Origin of the sequence: Veillonella dispar, from assembly GCF_900637515.1 — a bacterium.
In the GTDB taxonomy this organism is placed as follows: Bacteria; Bacillota; Negativicutes; order Veillonellales; family Veillonellaceae; genus Veillonella; species Veillonella dispar.
The window spans coordinates 1,931,779-1,957,215 of the sequence record NZ_LR134375.1; the positions used below are offsets into that span (position 1 = coordinate 1,931,779).

Sequence of the window (25,437 nt, forward strand, 5' to 3'; positions counted from 1 at the left end):
AAACCGCTAAATCACTAGATTTTACAAGAATCACAAGAAGAATAATTTCTATGATTAGTATAACAAAAATACTGAGTATTTTCAAACATATGTTTGTTATTATAGCGACAAATTTTGGACATAAAAATGAAAAAGTACCTACTATTAGACATCAAATCTAATAGTAGGTACTCTTAAGTACATGTATAACTTAATTCAATATGGTTTCTTTAGGCCTTCTATAATAAACTAATCCCTTCTCACTACGATACCTCATGCTAGACTCTTTAAGTCTAAAAAAGTGACCTCTAAGATCTATGGAAATCTTTCTTAACCACAATTGTTGTCGTTTATTGCTCAAAAAATCGTTCCCATTATCACAAGAGTCAAATAATTCAAGAGCTTCACTTAAAACCTCGGACTCGCCACGGTTTATGGCTCGAAGATTAGTAAGGTAGTTACGTTTAAAACTATCAAAGGCATCAGTGCAATACTCACCTAACTCAATCAAAAATACTGTATACCCTAGCATAAAAATCATCATGATTTGCTCAAAACTATAATGAGATACAAAAGAAATATAGAGATGCTCAACGCTATCAGTATTAGGTACATCAAACAAGGTGAAATCATTAATACAAGTATGATATGAGGGCTCCATTAATCTAGATATACAATCCAGTTCCAAGTAATCTATCGCATCACGCAAATGACTTTCCCAATCAAAGTCTTCAAACCACTCTGCTGCATCAACAATATCTTCCATGCCCATACCTTGGAAAACAATCTCCCTTAAGTCCTTTGACAACTGGTATTCATCAATTAAAACTATCATGGACAAATCATAATGCAGGCTCTCAAATACACCCAGACTAATATGCTTATATTTATAAGCCTCTGCAGCACCTAATCCAACCATCAACAAATAAAATTCAATATTTTGTTTTCCACTAATAGTTAAATTCATCATACACAGGATGGAAACCTTATATTCCATCTCACAATACTTACGTATTGTACGACACTATAAAATCTATCTAGCACTATTATACACTTTAATAAGACTTATTTTCTACTAACATAACCCAAAACTTCTCTTCCCAGTTCTCCAAACAATACACTGAAAACTATCTGGTGCCAATATATTGATGGGACACCTTCATATGTACAGTGATAAAAAGAAAGGACTATACTTATGCAGCGACATCAGGTCACGAGGAGCAAAGAAGTATAGTCCTTTCTTTTTAATTAAAATGTAGCTATGTTACGGGGCCCCATCAATATATAGGAACTAACCGATAGTTTTCATTATTGTTCCGGCCCCATGTCTCGGAATTCCACGTCTCTAAATTGGGTTAATTCCCCAATGAATTGGAGTTCCACGGTACCGACGGAACCATTACGGTGCTTACGAATGAGGACTTCTGCGTTGTCCCCTTTTTCGGAGTTTTCATCGTAATATTTATCGCGGTACAAGAAGATAACGATATCCGCATCTTGTTCGAGGGAACCAGATTCACGAAGGTCAGACAGTACAGGCCGTTTATCAGGTCTGCTTTCAACACTACGAGACAATTGAGACAAGGCGATGAGAGGCACATTGAACTCACGGGCGATTAATTTGAGGTTACGAGAGATTTCAGATACCTCTTGTTGACGGTTCTCGCTGCCCTTACCGGAGTTGCGGCCTTGCATCAACTGAATATAGTCGACGATAACGAGATCGAGACCATGTTCCACCTTAAGACGGCGCAATTTAGAGCGCATATCTTGCACGGTAAGGCCCGGCGTATCATCAATAAAGAGCTTAGATTTGCTCATGCGGTCCGCAGCGGCGATAACCTTTTCCCAGTCAGTAGGGTCCATGTTCGCACGGCGCAATTTTTCAGAACTCACACCTGCTACGGAGGATAGAATACGACCAACGAGCTGTTCCTTGCCCATTTCTAGGGAGAAGAACGCTACCGTCTTGTCGTACAACATCGTTACGTTTTGAGCAATATTCAAGGTGAAAGCCGTTTTCCCCATCGCAGGACGGGCTGCTACGAGGATGAGGTCAGATTTTTGTAGACCATTAAAGACATGGTCCACATCTTTAAAGCCTGTTGGAACACCTGTAATAGCACCATCATGCTGTTGCAATGCATTTAATTTATCTAAGTTAGATAATACAACCTCCCCAATAGGAGCAAATGATGATTCGGACTGTGTTTGACCACTTACGTCCAATACCATTTGTTCCGCCTTGTTAAGGATAGCCGTTGGCTCATCTTCGCCAGCGTACGTCATGCCTACGATTTTATTCCCTGCATCGATAAGGCGGCGCAACTGAGCTTTCTCACTAATGATTTTCGCATGTTCCTCTACATTGTAGGACACCGATTCATTAGCCAAAGATGTAATATATGCAAGACCGCCTACCGCATCGAGACGCTTACGACGATCTAGCTCTTCACCAACCGTGATAAAGTCCGCCGTCTTGTTAGCATGCACGATTTCTAAGATAGCATCATAAATAATACGATGCGCATCGCGGTAAAAGTCTTCAGATTTTAGAATACTCGTTACCGTATCGACAACGGCACCCGAGTTGGATCCATTCGTTAATAAAGCCCCCAAAACGGCTTTTTCCGCATCTAAATTATGCGGTGGAATGCGTACATCCATGATAATCCCCTTTATAAAACCACTATGGATAAAAGAATTCACCATACTCAAAGAGCATGGTGAACACTATTATTCAGCTACTACGTTAACCTTGATAGTACTTGTAATTTCAGGATGAACACGAACGAGTACATCATGTACGCCTAATGTTTTCAATGGTTCTTTGATTTCGATTTTCTTTTTATCGATATCTACTTTGTATTGCGCTTTAGCTGCATCGGAAATATCTTTTGCAGTAACGGAGCCGAATACACGACCTTCTTCGCCCATGCGAACTTTTACAGTTACTTCAACCTTAGTCAATTGAGCTGCCAAGATTTTAGCTTCGTCATTGGCAACAGCTTTATTGTGAGCGATGGATTCTTGCTTTTGTTTCGCATTATTTACGTTAGTTGCTGTACCTTCAAGGCCAAGACCTTTTTTGATTAATACATTACGGCCATATGCATCGCTAACTTCAACGATTTCGCCTTTTTTACCAACCTTTTTAACGTCTTCCAACAATACTACTTTCATTGTTCTTCCTCCTCTTTCTCTGCGGAATGAAGGGCTTCAAGAGCATGGTCTAAAATAGCCTTCTTCGCTTCCTCTATCGTCATACCTTGTAATTGGGCACCAGCCACGGTTCTGTGACCACCGCCACCCAAGGCTTCCATTACAACTTGTACGTTTACCTTGCCTTTGGATCGAGCGCTAACGCCGATACCGCCGTCATTCAAGGAATACAGTACAAAGGCTGCTTCAATATCTTCATTACTGATGAGCATATCCGCACTTTGCGCAGCTAATGCCATCATATCCTTCAAACCTTCAGGTGCTACGGAGATAGCAATCCCTTCGGTGCGATTGGCTTCAAATACTATTTTAGCACGCAATTGAACAGAATCGAAGGTTTCAATAAATAATTGTTTAACGCGTTCAATATCTGCCCCTGCACGGCGTAAGAATGCAGCCGCTTCAAAGGTACGTGCCCCAGTTTGTTGCACAAAGTTCTTCGTATCTAGAACGATACCTGCATAGATGCCTGTAGCTTCCGCTTTTGAAAGCTTCACAGAAACACCTGCATATTGTACGAGCTCTGTTACGAGCTCAGATGTAGACGATGCAGTAGGTTCCAAATAGGTAAGTAATGGATTTTCTACAAAGTCCGCTGCACGACGGTGATGGTCGATAACGATGCGTCGTTCAGAAATTTCAAGCGCCTCTGGGGCTGCTACCATTTCTTGACGATGCGTATCACATACGATAGTGAGCGTATTCGCATCCACCCACACCTTTGCACCTTCTATGGTGATAAAATGCTCTTGCCAGAACTCAGATTCATTGAGAACGGCCACCATTTTATCGATGGCACTCGTTTCTTTTGAAAGTACAACACGTACTTCTTTACCAAGTGCTCGAGCAATAGAGGTAACACCGATAATGCCACCTAACGCATCATAGTCTTCACGCTTATGACCCATCACAAGGATTTTATCGGAATCAAGCATAAGCTCATGTAAGGCTTGTGATACAACACGAGCACGAACACGGGTATTCTTCTCAATACCAGCTGTATTGCCCCCAAAGAATCGGGTACTTTCACCATCCATAATACACACTTGGTCACCACCGCGACCTAATGCGATATCTAAGGCGGCGCGAGCTCGGCTCGATACCTCTTTTACAGAGCCTACGTTCTCGCTAATCCCGATAGAAATCGTTGCAGGCACCTGACGCGGAGAAGGCAATTTACGGATTCTCTCAAGGATTTTAAACCCATCTTCCTCCATCTCATGAAGTGCACCACGAGAAATAGCAAAGGTATACATATCATCTTGGAAGTTACGAATGAAGCCTTCATGGCCGTCGATTTCATCTACGATGATATTGTTAATGTCAGACCAAACACTTGTATATTCCCGATCACTAAGACCTTTTGTCAATTCTTCGAGATTATCGATTTGAATCATGCCCCATACAGGTTGATCCTCTTCAGCCTTGATACGCGCCTTTTCTACTTCTGTAATATTTTTGAAGTATAGCGCCATCACTGCATGGTCAGCCAGTTCATCTTCACTATGAAGATCTGGACGTGTATCACGAGGATCAATGAATTTGTAAATAATTTGGAAGTACTTGTCTTCGTACTGCTCCGTCATAAATCCAGATTTTCCCCAGATTTTATCAATACGGAAGCCAGGCATAAGAGCAGACATTTTTTGAAGTTTATTCCAATCTACCTTAACCCAGTCTGCAAAGACACTATTATTCCATACGAGGGTACCTTGTTTATTAACAAGAGCAATCCCCATTGGCAAGTTTTGTAAAGCAAAGTTCGAAGCTTGTGTGACGTTTTTCATCATCGCCCCAAACTGTTCTCTTGCTAAACGACGCCGGTTATGAATGGTGTTATAGTTAACCAAATACGCCGCTACTACGATAATTAAAGCTAGAATTGCAATGGCCCAATTCAAGTAGGCCAACAATAATAACAATAATACGATAACGGTAATAATGGTAATTTCTAAACCTTCCCATTTCCGTTGAAAGGATTTCATAACGGCCTCCTTTCTATTACTATTGACGCGCTTTGTAACGTGTCCGTAAATCTAAAAACATATCTATGACACCAAATATAGCTAATGCTTGTCCAAAGAAAAAGGCATACACCCCAAGCAATATCCACTTCAATTTATTACTCATGCGGTAACTACTCATTAAATCTGCTAAAGCTGCAAAGCCATGAATAGAACACATAGAACTACCGAGGAGTAATACATTAGTACTAATGGCTATGACCCAGGAAGAGTCCATATTGATATGCGGCGTACCATATATACCAATAATACCTAAAGCGTATAGCCCTGCACTCCAGACAGGCATCCTCCATTCTTCAATTGGTAAAAATCGAGGTATGGAGATACGTAATCGCTTACCTAGCCATATAGATATCTGAATAGTTATATAACTGTATGATACTGCAGCTATAGCTACAGCCACAAAAAACGCATCCTTCAAACCAGTAGCAAGCTTATCTACATTTTTTACAAATAAATCAACTTGTTCCTGTGTGATATTAGGATTCGTCTGTAAGGCTTGATCAGCAATCATACGAGCTTGCTCGGTCATCTGTGTATCTATCATTGATAGAGTAATACCAGATACATATACTTGTGCCATTAAAGTTACTAATACAGCAACAAACATAGCAATACTAGGGAGTAGTAGTCGCTTAATCGTCCCTAAAGAAAGACGGTTACCTTCTCCTACCCCTACACCTACCGCAGCAAATAAGCCAACAGGTATACCATTCCATGGTCCAAACAAAACTACCGCTAAGAAAGTAGTAACAACAGCTGCCGATATACTATACTTGCGACCCCATTTTGTTCCAATTATGCCAATGGCTGCAGGTGTAACAAAAAATGATAAAAAAGCGAAAGCTGGTAAATACACACTAATAGCACTAAGGATGACACCTATAGCACTAACAAATCCTGTTTCTACCATCGCTCTAGTATTTGTTTGTTTCATAAATCTCCATTCTAAATAAAAGAAGATAGATTAATTGGTATCTTTTAATTATAACAGTTTAAAAAGGTAACTTCAAATACCCTATATAGTAGACAAATGCGATAGCACCGCTATTTATGGTAGATTTAAAAGGTTCCTTTTAACATGTTAAAAGTACCACACCTTGAGGTGCGGTACTTTTATATATTGTATTTGATTATACGTCTTGAATAATCGGCAAGATCATCGGACGACGGCGAGTTTTATCATAGAAGAATTTACCCAACGCGTCGCGTACGTTTTGCTTAATAGTAGTCCAATCTTTAATACGTTGCATTTCGCATTCTTCAAGGACTTGGTCTACACGATGTTCTGCAGCAATCATAAGTTCTTCTGCATCGCGTACGTATACGAAGCCACGAGATACGAGGTCTGGACCAGCTACGATTGTACCAGAAGCTTTATCCATCGCCATTACAACGATAACCATGCCTTCTTGTGCCAATTGTTGACGGTCACGGATAACGATGTTACCTACATCGCCAACGCCAAGTCCATCAACGAAGATAGCACCAGCTTGTACACGGCCACCTTTACGGCCACCATCTTTATCAAATTCAAAGATTTGACCATTGTCGCCGATAAGGACTTTCTTAGGATCTACGCCCATAGCAACGCCAAGTTCACCATGACGGCGCAACATGCGGTACTCACCATGAACTGGAATGAAGTATTCTGGGCGAACAAGGTTGAGCATCGTTTTAAGCTCTTCTTGGCTCGCATGACCAGATACGTGGATACCACGATCTTTACCATATACAACGTGACAACCTAATCGGAGCAAGTTATCGATAGTTCTACCTACAGCACCTTCGTTACCTGGAATTGGTGTAGCAGAGATGATAACTGTATCATTCGGCGCCAACTCTACAGTGCGGTGGTTGCTTGTAGCCATACGGGACAAGCCTGCCATCGGTTCACCTTGAGAACCCGTTGTTAAGATCATAATTTGGTCATCTGTGTAGTTGTGCATTACATCTACGTCGATGATTGTATTTGGTGGAATGTTCAAGTAACCGCGTTCTTGAGCGATTTCTGTAACATTTACCATACTGCGGCCCATAACGACAACCTTACGGTTGAACATAACTGCCGCATCAATAGCTTGTTGGATACGAGATACGTTAGATGCAAATGTAGCTAACACAACGCGGCCTTTTGCTTCTCCAACAGCTTGTTTAATAGCAGGGCCTACGGAACTTTCAGAACCTGTAGTACCTGGTTTTTCAACGTTTGTAGAGTCGGACATCAAGGCCAATACACCTTTATTACCGAGCTCAGCAAATTTGTGCATATCCATCAAACGACCATCAACTGGTGTTTGGTCGATTTTAAAGTCACCTGTATGAAGTACAGTACCGATTGGTGTATCGAAGTACACAGCACAGGAGTCAGGAATGGAGTGGTTTGTTTGGATAAAACCAACCTTCACTTGACCAATTTGAACTTCATCGCCTGCAGCAATAGTACGAAGACATTTTGGAGATACCTTATGTTCTTTAAACTTGCCTTCAATCAAACCACAAACGAGATTTGTTGCATATACTGGGCAGTTAATTTCTTTCATAAGGTATGCCAAGGAACCAATATGGTCCTCGTGACCATGGGTAATTACGACAGCTTTCACGCGATCCTTATTCTCAATGATATAGCTCATATCAGGAATAACGATATCTACGCCAAGCATATCTTCGCTAGGGAACGCAAGGCCAGAGTCGAGAACGATAATTTCGTCCTCATATTGGAAGATGGTCATGTTTTTACCGATTTCACCAAGACCGCCAAGAGGGATGATTTGGAATTTACCCTTATTAGCGCCATTTGGTGTACGACCTACTAATTCCACAGGAGCCTCTTGATTGTTGCGGTTTGTGGAGCGATTATTTGGACGGTTGTTATTACGGTTTTGACTATTGCGACCATTGTTAGAGCGCGTATTACGCGTATTTTCACTGCGTTCACCACGTGGTGCACGAGTTTGGCGAGGTTTACGTTCTGTACGTTCTTGACCTTCACCTTGCTCAGCATTGCGACGTGTATTTGTACGGCGAGTCGTGTTAGTACGACCACCATTTGCATTTGTACGAGTATTTGTACGGCGTTGGCGTGTTGTGCCTTCACCTTCACCAGTCGCGTGTTGACGAGTACGACCTTCGCCAGCAGGACGGCGTGTATTAGTACGGCGGCGAGTTTGTTTATGTTCGCCTTCAGCCGCAGCTGTACGAGTAGCAGTTTTCGCTACTGTTGGTTCTGCTTTCACTTGTGCAGTAACCTGATTATCTGTTGTATTCACAGTTCCTCCTAAAATTTTGTTCATTATTTTATTTAACATAGTTTCTTTTCTCACCTATCACTTGAATTGATCTATGCTATGGAGGCCACACAAAGAAAAAGGCGCTAAAATACTAGCGTCTCGTCAAATGGGCGCAAAAATGCGCTATCAATTTTTGCCGTTCCTAGTGTTGTTGTGACCATTTGCCATAGCAAATGAGTATATTGCCATCATTAGACATGTCAGCCGCGACGGGTACGTTCTCTTCGTTCCAATCTAATGAGTTTTGCAATATAATCCGATCGATTTTGATGAAAGCCTCGCTTTCATACGTTATGTCTATTGTAACATAAAAATAGCGTTAACAAAAGAGGGGAACCCCTATGTTAACGCCATTAAGCATATCCAACCCTATTTATCATCGTCTGGCATAGTTTTATAGAAGCCTTCGATACGCCAACTACCATTCTCTTCAATAACAGAAATATAGCGCTTCATCGGCGTAGATTCCACAAGACCGGCGCCTGTTGTTGTCGTTTGTAGGTTCGCCTCAAACACAATGCGTTTCAAATCTCCTGTGCGACTCACCCGTGTAGTACCTAAGGACACTACATCTACCTTTGGCGCTTGTTTCATAGATGCTAGCCATTTTTGTTTTTCTGTTGGATTTGTACTAGCTTGGCTAATGATATAGGTAAAAGCCTTATCATAATCCTTATTATTTACGGCATCAAAATAATTTTGTACAGCAGCTCGCGCCGCTTCCGCACTGCCTTCACCAACGATAGAGTTTGTAAGCCATCCATCAGGGAATACTTCATTAGCTGGGCCCATCGAACGTAAAGATATACCAAATACACAAATGACAACCACAAGTACACCTACAAGAACACGTGTTGTAAGAGCACTGCTCGTAGGAGATACTTTCATAATAGATGCCAATCGCTTGTCTATAACAAGATGCTGCAATGCACTACCATATTGATTGTCTTGAGGCTGACCTTTTAAGCATAATAAGCCTAATACGATCAGTGGCCCTACAAAGGGAATGAGAAATAGCAACAATGTAGCACTACTTTTACCCGTATCATGGAGACGTCGTACAGATAGCGCAATCAAAGGTATCAAAGAAACCAAACTAAGTATGGCAACGATAAGACCTACCAACCCGATTAGATACGGTCCCGTATGGAATATGGCTGTCAAACCATAAAACACCGCTAACAAGCCAATAATAGCAATATGCCACAATAATAGAAACTGGAAAAATTCCCTACGAGAGGCGCGTCCATCTGTATCCATGAACTTCGTGCCCATCACATAGAGGAATGTATCCTTATAGCTTAGCTGATAATGAGACAACGGATAGATGACATCGCCTTCTGGTGCGATGCGCTCCACCTCTGTTGCCACCGTATACTGTCCACAAGTAGGACAAAACATAGCCGCCTCATCACAATAATGACGGCAAGCATCACAATACCGTTTCATAAACTTCTCTCCAAAACTCTCGAAAACATGCTCTTAAAAGCTCTCTCCAAAATGCTCTCTTAAAAGCTCAAGCTCTTGAATACGTAAAAACTTATCATGAAAAGATAATATTATCTCATTAATTTGTATAATATATCTTTTATTGAACCATTATGTACCAAACTATATTATCTCAAATACGTATCTACCGCCTCAGCGAACCCTTGTCGATAGAGATTAGCGCCACCGTTTGCAGGGTGGCGCAAACCAATAGCAGACAGCCCAAATTTACCCATTGTATCAGCAGATTTTTGTCCTACGGCGAGCACAAGGGGTTCTACACCGCCTAGTTCAAGATGTAAATCTAACAAGCGTTTTGTATACTCCCAACCTAGTTGTTGCTCTTTATCCGTAGGTGTGCGATTCGTCAGTGGATTTCCTTCCTTATGTGGGTGGAAGGGAAATATGTTCCACAACAATGTATCATAGGGATCGATACCCTTTTCAACAATAGCACTCCACACCACAGTATCAGTAGGTTCATTAAAACCATCCTTTTGCTGTGTTCCTTTTAGCAAAGAGCTAGTAGGTGAACTAGTACGTTCCAATTGAATCTGCGTGATATCCTTCGCACGAATGGTTTTATGCTTATCTAATAGCATTCTCTCACAAGTAATAGCAATACCTGTGAAGCGTCCCCCTTGGTACCCCACAGCCTCGGCTACTACAAAGACCTTAGCTCGACCTAAGCGAGGCAATAAATAGGCTACCAAATTATCTCGACGCACTTGGGCCGCATCAAAACCCTCTGCAACGATTTCTAAATCGGGATTTACCTCACCCCAAGGATTATGGACGAGACTACCTTGATACTGTGCGAGCCAATCTACAAAACCGCGTACCTTCGCTACTCTCTCTGCATCAAAGGACGCTATATATTCATCAAAAGACATGCTCTTCTCTAACTCAAATAAAGACATACAGCCTCCAGTTTAAATTTCATATGTTATTACCGATATATATCTACTATACATGATAATTACACGAATTGCATAAGAAATATATAGTTATATGTACTACAATCAAGATGTCACCATCTCTAATCCGAGAAGTACGGTGCAGTGAGGAGGTGACACTATGGAAGAAATCTTCTTACTCTTTATAATACCTATTATGACAAATGTAATTAGCTACTACACTTGTAAATTGCTCGATAGGTATTTTAAATGGTGATGAGCATCGGGTTATCTCCGTAATCAGATAAATAAAGAACCACCCAAGGACGTCGAAATACTTGGGTGGTTCTTTTAAGGTGTACACTAATGGAACTCCTTACTCTTTTAGCTACTTATAGTATACATTATTTTAGGATTTTGTCCATTATAATTAAAGAAACCATCTAGGTATGTCGCAGTCCCTAGATGGTTTCTTTTGTGCACTCAGTGGAGCACTTACAATCTTTAGCTTCTTATAGTATACACCATAACAATTAAATATAGAACTCGATTTTGTCTTCTTTTGCTAATTGGAATTGTTCAAAGATGTGGTTCCGTATATTAACAAAGTTAGCCGATGTACGGTCTGTCCTATCGATGATGTTTACAGGGATAATAGTTTGTACACGACCTGGGTTTGCCGCTAGTACTACAACGCGGTCCGCTAGAACTACGGCTTCTTCAATGTCGTGGGTAACGAATACAACCGTCTTGCCTTCTTCACGGCAGATACGAGAGATTTCGTCTTGCAAGTTGATACGTGTCAGTGCATCAAGTGCGCCTAGTGGTTCATCCATGAAGATAATATCTGGATCAACAGCTAGTGCACGAGCGATGGATACACGTTGTTGCATGCCCCCAGATAGTTCTGCAGGGTAGCGATTACGGGCATGGTCGAGACCTACCATCTTAACGTATTTGTCGATAATAGCAGGACGCTCTTCTTTAGGTACCTTTTTACTTTCAAGGCCAAGCTCAATATTGCTTTCCACCGTACGCCACGGCAACAAGCCATAGTTTTGGAATACCGTTACATATCTGAGTTGAGGCGCTTTCACCTCTTCACCGTCGATAGTAATGGAACCAGATGTAACGAGCTCAAAGCCTGCTATAGCGTTTAATAGCGTACTTTTACCGGAACCAGAAGGGCCTAAGAGACAGATAAACTCGCCCTTTTCAATATCTAGATTAACATCTTCAAGAATGGTGAGTGGTTCCCCATCTTTCATAAATTCCTTGTGTGCATTGCGCACCGAAATGTAACCCATGAGGCCACCTCCTATTTCTCAATACCCCAACGTTTGTAAATCCATTTTTCGATGAGGGATACGCCCCAATCGAGTAAAAGCCCAACGAAACCGATGGTCAAAATGGCTACCATCAAGAGATCGTTACGCAAGTTATTTCTCATATCGATAATGAGGAAGCCAAGGCCTGTTTGGGAACCTACCATTTCCCCTGTTACAAGGAAGATCCACGCTGTACCGAGGGCGATGTGAAGACCAGATGCAATGCCTGGGAATACGGCAGGCAACACGATTTTGAATAATAGTTCTGGCTGTTTAATGCCAAAGTTACGGGCTACCTTGATGTACACTGGGTCAATATTTTGAATAGCAGACACGGTGGACAATAATACAGGGAAGAATGCTGCGATAAAGATGATAACGATAGCTGGTGCTTGACCGATACCGAAAAATAAAACGATGAATGGCAACCATGCTACTGGAGAGATTGGTCTAATGACTTGAACGATTGGATTGATGTAGTTCCAAATCCCTTTGTACCAACCCAAGATAAGGCCAAAGAATACGCCAGCTACAACAGAAATAAGATAGCCCATAAAGAACCGTACTAAACTGTCTGCAATATCCTTAAATAGAACGCCATCTCCGATGAGCTCTCCAAACCCAAGCAATACCTTATATGGCGTTGGCAATAGCGCTTCGTTGAAACCACCGAGGCGAACGATTAATTCCCAAATCAACCAAGCCGCAATAAACGAACCTGGCACATATGTATATTTCTTCATAGTCCCCCTCCTATGGTAACAATGATTGATCTACAAACTCTGAATAGGTCGGCACTTTTTTGATTAAATCAATATGTGTCATGTGATGCACGAGCGCATTATAACGGTCCTCTGTAAGGGCTAAATCTTTAAACCCAATCACTTTGAGGGAACGTTCAATAACTGGATCATTAAATTTCATGTACTTTAAGGAAATCTCCTCTTGTGCCTTTGGATGCTCATCTAGGTATTTACCTGCATCGAGATAGGCTTTTGTAAAAGCTTTCGCCAAATCATGATGTTCATCGACGAATTGACCATTAAACACAAGAGCACAGCAAATATTATCATGCCAAAGATGGTCAGGATCTTCGAAGACCTTCCCATTTCCCATTTCAAGAGCTAGAGAGCCAAATGGTTCGGCCACACTATACCCAGCAATTTGTCCTACCGATAAAGCAGAAGGCATTTCTGGAGGGCTCATTTCTACGATTTGTACATCTTTTTCAGAAAGCCCCGCTTGTTCAAGCATGAGGTCTACGAGAATTTTTTGAGTAGACTGTTTATGAGGGATAGCAAAAGATTTACCTTTTAAGTCTTGAACAGAGTTAATATCCTTATTTACGATGATAATATTACCCTCTGTATGACCAAGTGCAGCAGCACGAACATCAATACCTTGTTCACGAGCCTTTACACCAAGCTCAACGAGAACTGACGCAGCGTCTACCTTACCTGTGTTGAGTGCATCCATAAGCTCTGGCCAAGATCCATACTTAACAAGCTCTACATGAACAGATCCATCTGCTGTTTCTAGTTCTTTTGTAGCAAATACCGGCAATGCATGGGTAATTGGTAAATAGGCTACGCGTACAGTCTTTAATTCTTGGGCCGTTTTTGGTTTATTGTGTTCATGATAGCCATATACTATTCCACCAATAACCAAGAGAACCACCGCAATGATTAGATACCAAGTTTTCTTCATAACTTCCCCTCTTTCTACCTCATAACAAGGGGCGTTTTTGACACATGTCATTTTTCGCACTTTTCTAAAACCTAGATGAAGTCTGGCTTTAGAATACCTCGTCTTCTAAACTTATTTATACCCTACTATAACAATATGCATTAATTCTGTCAATAAAACACAGTAATATTGTAGGTATTATTGCTTAGGTGCGAAAAGTATCAATATAGGCAGTCCACTACACATATAACAATAAGCATACTAGCTAATAGCTAATAGCTAGTAGCTACTAGCACAACAAACAAAAGATACTCACGAAATACAAAACAGGTAGTATCCATCAGATACTACCTGTTTCTATATGCGCGTTATTCACACATTGTATTAAGTTATTTCATATATATTTAGTTATACTCTATATATTTAGTTATACTCTATATATTTACTGATATCGCATATGTATATATTTACTTGAAGAAAGACTTTTTATTTAATACATATACCTCGGATGTACCAGCTTCGCTAGACTCAGATACATTTGGATAGATAGTAGACTGACGGAAGTGCTTGATTTCACCTTTTGGAACGATGAGCATTAGAGGTTTACCAGAGGCGATTATCTTGTTGAATTCCTCTTCGTTAACTTGTTCCATAAGATATTTCTTTGACCACTCGGCACTGCGTTTTTTAATTTTATCTCGATCATCCCAGCGACTTTCATCACCATTGATTTTAATAATCTTATGACCTGTATAGTATACAGCGGATGTACTGTATCCGTTGTAGTAATAGATATCCCCATCATAGGAGTCTACCACAGGCACTACATCGATATTACTACGCTGTTTTACAAATGGTTCTAACCCTTCTACCACAACAATGGAAGAAATAACCATCGTACCTAGGACAATGACACTAACAAGACGATACCCTTTTTTCGTATACCATGCGTGGAATAAAAGGATTACGGCTACAGCCGCCACAACATAGAGCAAGAAATAGAAGCCCCATGGAGCGAAGAATGATCCCGCTACATAAGCAATCCATAAGAGTAAGGTAGGTCCCATAATGACCCATTTAACCGCTCTAGATTTACCTTTACGTATAATCTTCATAACGCCCATAGCGCCGATGGCACTAAAGGGAACTAAGCTCACGAATGTATATAAAGGATATTTTGTAGCCATTAAGGTGTAGAACAAAACGACCCCAACACCCCAAGTCATGTTATAGATAAAGGCTGTATGACGCTGTTTAAAACCATCAATCATACCGTAAATAACAGCACCAGTCCACGGCAAAGAAGCACCTAGGAAGATTGCGATATAATACCACCACACATTATCTTCAGGATGTTCAGATTGTGTGGCCCGTGTTACATTGTGAAGCCCTAAGAAGCCATTGATAAAATCTTGACCGTGAACGCTGTACATATACACATACCACGGCAAGCAGACTACACAAAAGGCAAGAATGCCACGCCAATCAAAGATAGCTTTCACCATCGACCAAGAACGATTGATCCCAGCAAAAACGAGTAAAATCATACCAGGCAAAACGAGTGCTACAGGCCCCTTTGTGAGCACCCCGAGGGCTGCAAAGATATAGGCCACAATCATAGCATGTGGTTTCTGTTCCACCATCCCCTTATAGGAATAAATCATGACCATGATCGTCGTATAAAGTAGCACCATGTCCGTAATAACGCCATGAGCTACGGTCCAGAACATGAGGGATGTACCAAGAACACCGGCCGCAATTAAGCCGAGGGCCCACTTGCCGCTCATAGTACGCGTCGATTGATACATAGTCGCTACAGATAAAGCGCCAAAGATAGCACTTGGTAAACGAACCACCCAATCGGCAATACCAAAGATTTTAAATCCAATGGCAATGAGCCAATAAATCATAATCGGTTTATCGTACCAATAGGTGCCGTAAATTTGAGGTGACAACCAGTCTCCGGAGAGAACCATTTCCTTAGCAGTTAACGCATAGTTAGATTCCACAGGATCCGTAACAGGCAACATATTATTGCCAAACAGATAAAAAACAAGCCATACAATAAATACAACTGGCGTTAATCGTGAAAGTTTCATAAGGGCCTCCTTATCGGCGATTACGATAGTATTTAAAGCCCAATACAGCCGCTATAATAACGAATACAACAATCATAACAATCAAGAATTCATGATTGTATTGGATAAGATCCTTCCAATTTTCACCGAGTACTTTACCCAGGTAAACAAGAAGGATGGTCCAAGGAATCGTGCCTAGTACAGTCCAAATGACAAAATGCCACATAGGATAACGAGCCATGCCAGCGGGGAAAGAAATAAATGTACGAACACCCGGCAACAAACGGCCAAAGAACACCGCGGCGCCACCATACTTATTAAACAACTTTTCAGCGAGTTCAAATTTATGTTCATTAAAGAATATGTATTTGCCGTATTTCAAAAGAAGTGGACGTCCGCCATGCTCACCCATCCAGTAGGATAAGATAGAGCCTACAATCCCTGCTAAAATACCTACAACCATAGTCGTATGTAAATCAAATATGCCCTGAGCAATCAGATATCCTGCAAAACCTAAGACGATTTCACTAGGAATAGGAATGTTAGCATTTTCCAAAACCATTGCAATAAACATGGCTCCATAGCCATACGTTTCCATAAATGAAATGATATATTCCACTGTTTTACCCCTTTTAAATCCCCATATGGGTTCCATATGTACAAAATTTTGCACATAGCATTTTCATTGTTATCATACCTATTCGGTATACCTTATATTTTACCATAATAAAAAGGCCCTCACCACAGGTGAAAGCCTTTTTACTATTTAACTGTATACGATTATTGCAATTCAGTAGTTTGAGTTGTTACTTCACGAGCCGTAGTAAATGCAGCTAGTTCTGCATCACCAGAACCAAGGATTACTTTGTTAGCTACTAGCGCGTTAGCCGCTGTTTTAGCATCTTGTAAAGTAATTCCAGCACGAGGAGCACTAATTGTGACTGATGTGCTTTTACCACCGACCGTAGAAAATGTAAGATATACAACGCGTTTTTCCGCCATGTGGGCGCCTCCTTTCACGTTTCATAAACAAGTTCTCAAATCTAGATAGACTAAGATAAGCTTTGAAATTCTGTAATTTCCTTCAGATCAAATATATCTATCTACGATTCATATCAATAAGGATGGGAATGTGAGGGTTTGCTATCTCTATATCCTGTTACGACTATGGGAGGATATAAGGAACTAGCAATAAGGATGTGTTTGGATCACCTACAAAAGTAATTTAATCATTGTGATTAATGTCCTAAGGATACTTCATTGACGCGGACCACGTCGGACAAGCTGTGGTCATACAAGGCTGCCAGCGCATTACCAACGGTTTTCACATTATCGTCGGACGCTTCTTCTGCAACACGAGTATAGGTTACGTCTTTGTACTTCGGCGCATCTTCGGTGCCGATGTTAAAACGCAACACCAATTTAGTGCGTTTAATGTTAGCCATCGTATCACCTCCTTTCACCCTCTTATATTCCTGAGGGTCCCTCTCGACAACCCCCTCTAGAGTAATTATGGTAATCATTGTGAAAGTCTAGGAACTACGGCTCTAACTCTGTACTTATGGCAGTAACTATATACTTCTTATACCAACTATATAACTTCAAAAGTAACTATATAGATTTCATTAAACTTCTAGCAGTATTAAAACAATAAAGTTCTTATAAATGCAAAAAGACCTTTACCAATTCCTAGTTATATATAGGAACCGTAAAGGTCTATAAGATCTATGAGTACTATAAAGCGCCATTAAAAATAGTACTGGTATGTTAAACCGCTTAAGTTCAACACTATTCAGTTTTCAATGCCAACATAAAGTCATAGGCTTTAACGGCTGCTTCTGTATCCACAAAGTGTAATGGATTTAACATACGACAGAATTTAAAGAGACATTCGTGTTTACGTAAAACATCTTTCACATGTAATACAGTATCTCGAGCCGTACGAGCAGAGCTATAACCATTCATCATGGCATATAGGTAAGAAATCGGCAAATTATCTTCGCGCAAGTAGCTGTGAACGAAGATAAGTAAATCCCAACCTTGCGGTGTTAGTTCAGGCCAACGACGGCCATTTTCCCAGTCTAGCAAGGTAATCTTATCTGTATCAGGATCATAGGTAATATCTCTCATGGCAGGACGACCATGAGATAAACCGTAGTCATGGAGTTGTCCCAATGTTTTACCAAAGATATAGAAGATATGAGTCACCATATCTTGTAAGCTATCATCATCAGGATGTTGAGCCGGCAATTCGCTATAATAGGTTAATGTTTTACCAGACCCTTCTGTAACGAAATAATGCTCTCTAAAACCAGCAATTACAGGCGCTACAGGTAGCTGTGTATTTATAAAGGATATTTTATAGAACTCATAATCAAAGGCAGCTCTAGGAGATGGTTTAATCCAACTAGAGCGGCGATTACTGATATCTTGCTTTACATAATAGGTTTTATCGTTAAACTCTACAGGAAAAACACGATGGTCTTTCTCTTGATCAATCATGCGATCGATATATTCTAATAACATATCATTCATTATGGCCTCCCCTTGTATAACACTCTACAACACTAATACTCCCATTTATACAGAATCTAAATTATTGAATACAAAACTCTCCATCTAGGCTAAGTAAGTGCACTCATTACACATAGCCTCATATTTGTTCATATCCATTCTTATTCAAATAGATTATATATCTCTATAATTAATTAAAAGTAACAACACATTAGTTGTTACTCATATAAGTGTATACAATTAATGTTTTTATTATACTACAATTATGACCTGATATCAAAAGAAAAACCCCCTAGCCTAAGCTAGGGGGTTCTTCTGGTAATTATGATAATAGGTTTAGATTTAAGACAGTACGAGGACCAACTGAGGTCATGTCTAAATCAAACAAATTAACCAACGAATTTAGTCACTGCTGCAGTATCAGTTAAGTGACGTTTAGGCATGCCCATTTCTTCAGGGGAGATGCCAAGAGCAAGACCCACTAATTGGGACATGTGCAAGATTGGCATATCTTTGCCACCGCCAACAACTTCTTTTGCTTCTTTTTGGAACATATCAAGTTGCATTTGGCAAAGTGGGCAAGGAGTTACTACGCAATCTGCGCCTTCTGTAGCTGCATCTTTGTTGATGGAGCCAGTCATTTGCATTACGGAATCATGTGCAGGGTATACAGCATGGAAACCGCAGCAATCAAGTTTACGGGAGAAGTCGATTGGTGTAGCACCGATAGCAGAGATCAAATCTGCTAAGGATGTAGGCATTTGATAATCTTCGAAGCCCAATTCAGTTTGAGGGCGAAGAATATGGCAACCATAGTATTCAGCTACACGTAAACCAGTTAAAGGTTTAACAACTTTAGCTTTCAATTTATCCAAACCGTAATCGCGGATCAATACCCATAAGAAATGAGTAATATCAGTTGTACCGCGGTATTGTTTACCGATTTGAGCTAATTTTTTGTTAACTTCGTTCTTTTCTTTTTCGTTGTTATCAAGCTCGTTTTTAGCTTCACGAAGCATCAAAGTACAAGTGTTACATACAGTTAAAAGGTTCAAACCTTTTTCTTCCGCCAATGCAATGTTACGAGCATTTGTAGCAAGTGTAATTTCTGGAGCGATGTCTTGAACGTGGGACGCGCCGCAGCAAGTCCAACCGTCAAGTTCTTCCAACTCGATGCCTAATTTTTTAGCTACAGCAACTGTTGCTAAGTAGTCTTCTTTGGCAGCGCTTTCAAGAACGCAACCTGGGAAAAATGCGTATTTCATTATTTGCTTACCTCCTCAGCTGCTTTCATAAGTCTGCGAACACCATCAATACCATTTACTGGTTTTTGAGGTACTACAAGTTCGAATGGATTGATTTTGCTGTGTTTCCACAAACGTAAAGCATAGAATGCTTGTTTAGCGGAATCAACAACACCATCAGATTTCAAGCTCATAGAAACTTCTTTCAAGCGACCAGTTTTGTAGAGATCGTCTTTGAAAGCAACTGCATGGCGAACGCCTTTGCTGTTAGTAAGACCAGCTTTTGTAGCTTCTTTACGCAAGTTGGAAATATCTTGAGCAGGTTTTAAGTGTTTAGGGCAACGGGAGATACAGTTCATGCAGTGAACGCATTTCCAAAGACCGTTGTCGAATGCAGGTTGAATGTGAGCCATAGGTGCATCATCACGGCTATCCAATACGAAACGGTTAGCTTTTGTGAATACATATGGTTCTAAGAAGTCATCTTGACGTGCAGTCAATTTGTTACATTCAGATGCGCAGCAACCACAAAGGATACATTCTGTACCAGCAACGAATTTTTTGAAGTCAGCTGGAGTTTGGCGAACGATTTTGTCACCTTCGTTGAATTCTGCTTTAAGGAAAATCCAAGGAGCAACTGTTTTCAAACGATCAACTTTTGCTTCCCAGTCAACAACTAAGTCACGGATAACGCGGAAGTTGCCGATAGGTGCAATTGTCAATTCATCAGTACCATAACGTTCTGTTAATTCGTCGATTTTAGCTTCGCAACCAAGCATTGCTTCGCCATTTACGCGAATGGAGCAAGCGCCGCAAACTGCGGAACGGCAAGCTGCCAAGAATGTTAAAGTTGGATCTTGAGTATCTTTAATTTTTTGAAGGCCCCAAAGAATTGTACGGTCAGCTTCATAGTCGAATTTGAAAGTCTGTACAAACGCGCGACCTTGTTGGTAACGGTGAATATGGTAGGTGATTTGTCTCATCTTAGTACTTCCTTTCTTGTGGTTCGTATTTAGTGAACACTACGTCGCGTTCAGTCAATTCGTACTCGCCGTTAGCACCCAATTTGATCAAAGAGTGTTTTAAGTATCTTTCATCATTACGTTTTGGATGGTCTTCACGGATATGAGCACCACGAGATTCACGACGGTGTAAAGCGCCCATAGCAATAGCTTTAGCTACTGTTAACATGGAACCGATTTCACAATAGTTAACGAATGCCATGTTGTAAGTACGTTCAGGGTCACCTACATAACAAGTTTTGTAATCTTCAATCAATTGATCGATTTCTTTTAATGCTTCAGTAATACCGTCTTCATTACGGAAGATACCTACTTTGTTCCACATTGCATCAGCCAATGCATCGCGGATTTCAACTACAGGACGACCGCCTTCACGAGTTGTTACTTCAGTGAATTTAGCTTCCCAAGCTTTTGCAGCTGCAGCTAATTCTGCATCTACGTTAGGTTGTTCATGTGTTTCAGCATAGTCAGCTGCGCCAGCACCGGATACTTTACCGAATACTACGCCGTCTGCCAAGGAGTTACCACCTAAACGGTTAGCACCGTGGATGGAGATACAAGAAGCTTCGCCGGAGGAGAACAAACCAGGCAATTCACATGCACAAGTTTTGTAATCAACTACGTCGATACCGCCCATTGTATAGTGACATGTAGGACGAATAGGTACTGGTTGTACTAATGGATCGCAATGTTCGAAAGTCATAGCCAAGTCACGGATACCATGAAGTTTTTCAATGATAACTTCAGGACCTAAGTGACGAAGGTCAGCTACTACGTATGCGTTAAGACCAGAACCGAAACCACGACCTGCAGCGATTTCATCTTCGATTGCTTTCGCTACAACGTCACGGGATGCTAATTCCATTTTATTAGGCGCATATTTTTTCATGAAACGTTCGCCTTCAGCGTTAAGAAGGTAACCACCTTCACCACGAACCGCTTCAGACATCAAGATACCAGTACGACCAAGACCAGTTGGATGGAATTGGATCATTTCCATATCTTTCAATGCATTACCAGCGCGGAATGCTGCTGCCATACCATCGCCTGTGGAAAGGAATGGGTTTGTAGTACGAGTCCAGAAAATACGACCTGCACCACCAGTAGACAAGATAACTGCTTTTGCTTTAATTTGTTCTACGCGACCTTCTTTCATGTTCCACACAACTGCGCCACCAACGTGACCGTTTGCGTCTTTAACAAGATCTAAAAGGTACCATTCTTGTAAGAAGTGTACGCCTTCTTTCAAGCATTGTTCGTAAGTTGTGTGCAAAATAACGTGACCAGTTTTATCCGCAGAGTAGCAAGTACGTGGATAGGATTGACCACCGAAGTTACGTTGCGCAATTTTGTTTTCTTGAGTACGGGAGAATGGAGCACCCATGTGGTCCATTTCAAGTACGCCTTCTGGACAACGAGAGCAGAAGAATTCGATCGCATCTTGGTCGCCAAGATAGTCAGAACCTTTTACTGTGTCGAAAGTATGTGTTTCGATTGTGTCTTCAGCTGCAACGTTGTTCAAACATGCATTTACACCGCCTTGCGCCATTGCTGTTGCAGAGCGAGTTGGGAAAATTTTAGTAATAAGAGCTACATTTAAGCCTTTGCGACGACCAACTTCAAGAGCCGCGCGTTGACCAGCGCCACCGCTACCTACTACTAGAACATCAAACTGTTCCATAATGACCTCCTCATAACTACCTATTAATAAGAAAACTTGTTAGACTATCTCATTTCAAAAACTTATAAAAATTTTTGATAACCTAATCATTTTTCTTTCAAGAAAAGCCCCATACTTATGCGACTTTTCTTATAGCTTTACATATAATTATAGAGAGCATTTTGTATGATGTCTAAACCCTATTATGCATAATTAATTTCGATTAATCTAACTGATAATTTATTTCACTTAGTATTTTTCTTGTTTACTTATGAACATTTAAAATAGATTTATGAATATTTCATACAGGAAGTTAAGGATATTACGAAAGTAATTCGGTTCCGAAATTTTTGTATATTTTTATTTCCGCTAGACCCTTAACAAGTCTTATTAATACTGACTTTATAAGATTACCAAACTGTTCATAATAATTAATATCCGTTAAATTCCTACTAAAACTACCTAGATTTTAATCATCGAAAATCATCAAATTTCTACGGCTATTATTGGTATTTAACTCTCTGATAATTATTATCATAAGTTTTTTTAGTGATTTCTTTCACACTCGCTAAAATTGGCAAAATCCTGTTCATCTATGCGCATACGGCAATCTTCGATATAGTTCATCTTCATTCATTAGCAGAATTCATTAAGTTTCAAGTTTTCTTCGTTTTTAAGCTCTCAAAACATGAAGAACAGGCTTATAAACTCGCATATACATTCATCTTTTGCTCATTCCTGTTGTATAAGGTATGATAATAGATAAATAAGTTATATAATATTATATATATAGTCAACTCTATATGGTGTTGTGGCTTTCACCAAAATGAAAGCATATATATATAATGACTATATTAATGTAGTTGGAGAGCTATATTTTTAACTCATACATAAGGAGAACAGAGAATGAAAATTTTACTTGTAGAAGACGAAGAAATGCTGAATGGCATTACGGCCAAATATTTGCGTGCAGAGAATATGACAGTTGATACATGCTTCAATGGTCAACAAGCCATCGATTATGTAAATACATCTAGCTATGACGTTATCGTTATGGATATCATGATGCCAGTCCTTGACGGCATTAGCGCTCTTGCACAAATGCGCAACGACGGCAATACAACACCTGTATTGCTTTTAACTGCAAAAGATTCCTTACAAGATAAAGTTACAGGCCTCAACACAGGCGCTGACGATTACCTTGTAAAACCTTTCGATCTTGAAGAATTAACAGCTCGTATTTATGCATTGGCTCGTCGTAATGCGCGCCATGCACAAAATGATATCCACGTAGGTCCGCTTACAATCAATGTGCCACAACGTACCGTTAAACGCGATGGTGAAACAATCACATTGACTGCTAAAGAATTCGACCTCTTATTCTATTTAGCAAGTAACGAAAACATCGTATTATCCCGTCAACAAATCCTTGACCATGTTTGGGAATACGACTATGAAAGCTACTCTAATCTTATCGATGTATACATCAAAGATTTACGTAAAAAGATCGATACTGATGAGAATGTAAAACTCATTCAAACAGTTCGTGGAGTAGGGTATGTCCTCAAAACAGAAAACTAATGATCCTCACCGAGATCTAGACACCATGTCTGGGGCAGCTACCGATTTATTTAATCGGCTGCCCCTCACTTTTAAAATTATGTCTTGGTATACCATCTTTTTGCTCATCATTTTGATGGTTGCCTCTGCCTGGATTTATGCATATACGCACGAGTCCGATAACAAAGAAGTACGTGAGCGCTTGCAGCAGCAAGCAATGATCATGGCTACGGATATTCGCAAATTTAAACCGTACCAAGATAATACATTCTTCTTTGTTTCCACCCAAGACGGCTATATTATTAAAGGCGCCTTACCAGACGGCTTCCCAAACCAAACAGTCCTTTCCTTAGGACAGGTTGGAGAAATTGCTGTAGGTGACGACACCTTCTATTACTACGATACGCCGGTTAACGAACCAAACTATCGTGGTATTTTGCGTGCTGTTACAAAGGTAAAAACAGCCTCTAAAAAGACTGAAAATCTATTATATAGTTTATTATTAGGTGATGTTATCTTCTTGTTGATTTCATCACTAGGTGGTTATCTATTCATCAAAAAAGGCCTCAAGCCGGTCCGAACCTTGACGAAAACAGCTAAGGTTATCGGCAAGAACAATGACTTGAGCCGCCGTATTGATATTCCATCCCGCACAGCGCGAGATGAAATCTACGAGCTTACCACCACATTCAACCGCATGATTTCAGGTCTGGAAGACTCCTCTAATCGGGAGAAACAGTTTAGTTCTGACGTATCTCACGAGTTGCGTACACCAATTGCTGTTATTAAAGCAGAAAGTGAATTTGCTTTAAAATACGGCCGTACAGAGGACGATTTACGAGAAGGCTTAACACATATCTTAGAACAAGCCAAGTTTATGACTAACCTCGTAAGTCAATTGCTCGATGTAGCACGCCTAGAGAATGCGCATGAACTCAACTTAGCACCTGTAGATGTATCGTTGATGTTAACCAATATGGTTCATGACTATACGCGACTCGTTGCAGAGAATACAGAAAAAAGGATTTCCATCACCTCCAATATTCAACCGCATATGAGTATCGTGGCTCATGAAGTGTCCTTACGTCGTGCCATTACAAACTTGGTAGACAATGCTATCAAGTTTACGAATTCCACCATCGACATTTCAGCCAAGCTTGCCGGCGGTGAACTTGTTATTACGGTAACAGATAACGGCATCGGTATCGAGCCAGAAAACCTTGAGCATATTTGGGATCGCATGTACCAAACAGAGCAATCTCAAAATAAGAAATCAAATCACGGTATTGGACTTGGCTTATACTTTGTAAATAAAGTTATTAGCTTACACCACGGCACAGTAACAGCCACAAGCGAGCCACAAGTAAAAACTACATTTACAGTACGATTACCGTACAACAGAACAGAAGAATAAACTAAAGGGACTGACCAACGGTCAGTCCCTTT

The 25,437-nt window shown here is 40.5% G+C and carries 21 protein-coding genes; 2 read left to right on the top strand and 19 right to left on the bottom strand.

Annotated elements, in window-relative coordinates; genetic code table 11:
* Positions 1 to 190: 190 nt before the first annotated feature.
* From EL171_RS09085 to EL171_RS09175, 19 genes are all read right to left on the bottom strand, one after another.
* Positions 191 to 949: a DUF3969 family protein gene (locus tag EL171_RS09085; RefSeq protein WP_005385134.1), complete on the bottom strand. Its 759-nt coding sequence runs from the start codon at positions 947 to 949 to the stop codon at positions 191 to 193.
* 338 nt (positions 950 to 1,287) lie between these two features.
* Positions 1,288 to 2,646: a replicative DNA helicase gene (gene dnaB / locus EL171_RS09090; RefSeq protein ID WP_039968875.1), complete on the bottom strand. Its 1,359-nt coding sequence runs from the start codon at positions 2,644 to 2,646 to the stop codon at positions 1,288 to 1,290.
* 69 nt (positions 2,647 to 2,715) lie between these two features.
* A complete protein-coding gene (rplI, locus tag EL171_RS09095) occupies positions 2,716 to 3,162 on the bottom strand; it encodes a 50S ribosomal protein L9 (protein WP_004694699.1) in 447 nt (148 codons plus the stop codon).
* Complete coding sequence (locus EL171_RS09100; protein WP_005385127.1) at positions 3,159 to 5,186, bottom strand: DHH family phosphoesterase; 2,028 nt, start codon at positions 5,184 to 5,186, stop codon at positions 3,159 to 3,161. The genes rplI and EL171_RS09100 overlap by 4 nt, the downstream gene beginning before the upstream one ends.
* A gap of 19 nt (positions 5,187 to 5,205) precedes the next feature.
* A complete protein-coding gene (locus EL171_RS09105; protein WP_005385126.1) occupies positions 5,206 to 6,162 on the bottom strand; it encodes a DUF2232 domain-containing protein in 957 nt (318 codons plus the stop codon).
* Between the two features lie 196 nt (positions 6,163 to 6,358).
* Positions 6,359 to 8,494 (bottom strand): ribonuclease J, encoded by a 2,136-nt coding sequence (locus tag EL171_RS09110; protein WP_167774582.1) that lies wholly within the window; start codon positions 8,492 to 8,494, stop codon positions 6,359 to 6,361.
* Between the two features lie 390 nt (positions 8,495 to 8,884).
* On the bottom strand, positions 8,885 to 9,964 hold the full coding sequence (locus tag EL171_RS09115; RefSeq protein WP_005385122.1) for a DUF805 domain-containing protein: 1,080 nt from the start codon (positions 9,962 to 9,964) through the stop codon (positions 8,885 to 8,887).
* A 167-nt stretch (positions 9,965 to 10,131) separates the two neighbouring features.
* Positions 10,132 to 10,923: a uracil-DNA glycosylase gene (locus EL171_RS09120; RefSeq protein ID WP_005385120.1), complete on the bottom strand. Its 792-nt coding sequence runs from the start codon at positions 10,921 to 10,923 to the stop codon at positions 10,132 to 10,134.
* Between the two features lie 509 nt (positions 10,924 to 11,432).
* Positions 11,433 to 12,206 (bottom strand): ABC transporter ATP-binding protein, encoded by a 774-nt coding sequence (locus EL171_RS09125; RefSeq protein WP_005385119.1) that lies wholly within the window; start codon positions 12,204 to 12,206, stop codon positions 11,433 to 11,435.
* Between the two features lie 11 nt (positions 12,207 to 12,217).
* Positions 12,218 to 12,970 carry an ABC transporter permease gene (locus EL171_RS09130; RefSeq protein WP_005385117.1) on the bottom strand — a complete coding sequence of 251 codons (753 nt, stop codon included), beginning with the start codon at positions 12,968 to 12,970 and terminating at the stop codon, positions 12,218 to 12,220.
* 10 nt (positions 12,971 to 12,980) lie between these two features.
* Positions 12,981 to 13,934: an ABC transporter substrate-binding protein gene (locus EL171_RS09135; RefSeq protein ID WP_039968872.1), complete on the bottom strand. Its 954-nt coding sequence runs from the start codon at positions 13,932 to 13,934 to the stop codon at positions 12,981 to 12,983.
* 446 nt (positions 13,935 to 14,380) lie between these two features.
* Positions 14,381 to 16,012 (bottom strand): ArnT family glycosyltransferase, encoded by a 1,632-nt coding sequence (locus EL171_RS09140; protein WP_005385106.1) that lies wholly within the window; start codon positions 16,010 to 16,012, stop codon positions 14,381 to 14,383.
* A 10-nt stretch (positions 16,013 to 16,022) separates the two neighbouring features.
* Positions 16,023 to 16,610, bottom strand: a complete 588-nt coding sequence (locus EL171_RS09145) for a DedA family protein (RefSeq protein ID WP_039968871.1) — start codon at positions 16,608 to 16,610, stop codon at positions 16,023 to 16,025.
* Between the two features lie 161 nt (positions 16,611 to 16,771).
* Positions 16,772 to 16,993: a DUF2922 domain-containing protein gene (locus EL171_RS09150; protein ID WP_009352278.1), complete on the bottom strand. Its 222-nt coding sequence runs from the start codon at positions 16,991 to 16,993 to the stop codon at positions 16,772 to 16,774.
* A gap of 236 nt (positions 16,994 to 17,229) precedes the next feature.
* Positions 17,230 to 17,436 carry a DUF1659 domain-containing protein gene (locus EL171_RS09155; RefSeq protein WP_009352393.1) on the bottom strand — a complete coding sequence of 69 codons (207 nt, stop codon included), beginning with the start codon at positions 17,434 to 17,436 and terminating at the stop codon, positions 17,230 to 17,232.
* Positions 17,437 to 17,779: 343 nt separating this feature from the next.
* A complete protein-coding gene (locus EL171_RS09160) occupies positions 17,780 to 18,526 on the bottom strand; it encodes a BUD32 family EKC/KEOPS complex subunit (protein WP_005385100.1) in 747 nt (248 codons plus the stop codon).
* A gap of 368 nt (positions 18,527 to 18,894) precedes the next feature.
* Entirely contained in the window at positions 18,895 to 19,770 is an 876-nt protein-coding gene (locus tag EL171_RS09165) for a CoB--CoM heterodisulfide reductase iron-sulfur subunit B family protein (RefSeq protein WP_005385098.1), read from the bottom strand.
* Positions 19,770 to 20,732, bottom strand: coding sequence for a succinate dehydrogenase/fumarate reductase iron-sulfur subunit (locus EL171_RS09170; protein ID WP_005385096.1), 963 nt, complete (start codon positions 20,730 to 20,732; stop codon positions 19,770 to 19,772). The genes EL171_RS09165 and EL171_RS09170 overlap by 1 nt, the downstream gene beginning before the upstream one ends.
* 1 nt (position 20,733) lies before the next feature.
* Complete coding sequence (locus EL171_RS09175) at positions 20,734 to 22,452, bottom strand: FAD-binding protein (protein ID WP_005385094.1); 1,719 nt, start codon at positions 22,450 to 22,452, stop codon at positions 20,734 to 20,736.
* An 885-nt stretch (positions 22,453 to 23,337) separates the two neighbouring features.
* Here EL171_RS09175 and EL171_RS09180 point away from each other — a divergent pair.
* Together EL171_RS09180 and EL171_RS09185 are read left to right on the top strand one after the other, a co-directional pair.
* On the top strand, positions 23,338 to 24,012 hold the full coding sequence (locus tag EL171_RS09180; protein ID WP_005385087.1) for a response regulator transcription factor: 675 nt from the start codon (positions 23,338 to 23,340) through the stop codon (positions 24,010 to 24,012).
* Positions 23,990 to 25,405 carry a sensor histidine kinase gene (locus tag EL171_RS09185; protein ID WP_005385085.1) on the top strand — a complete coding sequence of 472 codons (1,416 nt, stop codon included), beginning with the start codon at positions 23,990 to 23,992 and terminating at the stop codon, positions 25,403 to 25,405. Before EL171_RS09180 ends, EL171_RS09185 begins: the two co-directional genes overlap by 23 nt.
* Positions 25,406 to 25,437: the final 32 nt, after the last annotated feature.

Coding starts and splice junctions, on each gene's coding strand:
- EL171_RS09105 (WP_005385126.1), bottom strand. CDS start 6,162: ATGAAACAAACAAATACTAGAGCGATGGTAGAAACAGGATTTGTTAGT.
- EL171_RS09140 (WP_005385106.1), bottom strand. CDS start 16,012: ATGAAACTTTCACGATTAACGCCAGTTGTATTTATTGTATGGCTTGTT.
- EL171_RS09125 (WP_005385119.1), bottom strand. CDS start 12,206: ATGGGTTACATTTCGGTGCGCAATGCACACAAGGAATTTATGAAAGAT.
- EL171_RS09160 (WP_005385100.1), bottom strand. CDS start 18,526: ATGAATGATATGTTATTAGAATATATCGATCGCATGATTGATCAAGAG.
- EL171_RS09165 (WP_005385098.1), bottom strand. CDS start 19,770: ATGAAATACGCATTTTTCCCAGGTTGCGTTCTTGAAAGCGCTGCCAAA.
- rplI (WP_004694699.1), bottom strand. CDS start 3,162: ATGAAAGTAGTATTGTTGGAAGACGTTAAAAAGGTTGGTAAAAAAGGC.
- EL171_RS09085 (WP_005385134.1), bottom strand. CDS start 949: ATGATGAATTTAACTATTAGTGGAAAACAAAATATTGAATTTTATTTG.
- EL171_RS09115 (WP_005385122.1), bottom strand. CDS start 9,964: ATGAAACGGTATTGTGATGCTTGCCGTCATTATTGTGATGAGGCGGCT.
- EL171_RS09155 (WP_009352393.1), bottom strand. CDS start 17,436: ATGGCTAACATTAAACGCACTAAATTGGTGTTGCGTTTTAACATCGGC.
- EL171_RS09130 (WP_005385117.1), bottom strand. CDS start 12,970: ATGAAGAAATATACATATGTGCCAGGTTCGTTTATTGCGGCTTGGTTG.
- EL171_RS09170 (WP_005385096.1), bottom strand. CDS start 20,732: ATGAGACAAATCACCTACCATATTCACCGTTACCAACAAGGTCGCGCG.
- EL171_RS09150 (WP_009352278.1), bottom strand. CDS start 16,993: ATGGCGGAAAAACGCGTTGTATATCTTACATTTTCTACGGTCGGTGGT.
- EL171_RS09100 (WP_005385127.1), bottom strand. CDS start 5,186: ATGAAATCCTTTCAACGGAAATGGGAAGGTTTAGAAATTACCATTATT.
- EL171_RS09185 (WP_005385085.1), top strand. CDS start 23,990: ATGTCCTCAAAACAGAAAACTAATGATCCTCACCGAGATCTAGACACC.
- EL171_RS09135 (WP_039968872.1), bottom strand. CDS start 13,934: ATGAAGAAAACTTGGTATCTAATCATTGCGGTGGTTCTCTTGGTTATT.
- EL171_RS09175 (WP_005385094.1), bottom strand. CDS start 22,452: ATGGAACAGTTTGATGTTCTAGTAGTAGGTAGCGGTGGCGCTGGTCAA.
- EL171_RS09180 (WP_005385087.1), top strand. CDS start 23,338: ATGAAAATTTTACTTGTAGAAGACGAAGAAATGCTGAATGGCATTACG.
- EL171_RS09120 (WP_005385120.1), bottom strand. CDS start 10,923: ATGTCTTTATTTGAGTTAGAGAAGAGCATGTCTTTTGATGAATATATA.
- dnaB (WP_039968875.1), bottom strand. CDS start 2,646: ATGGATGTACGCATTCCACCGCATAATTTAGATGCGGAAAAAGCCGTT.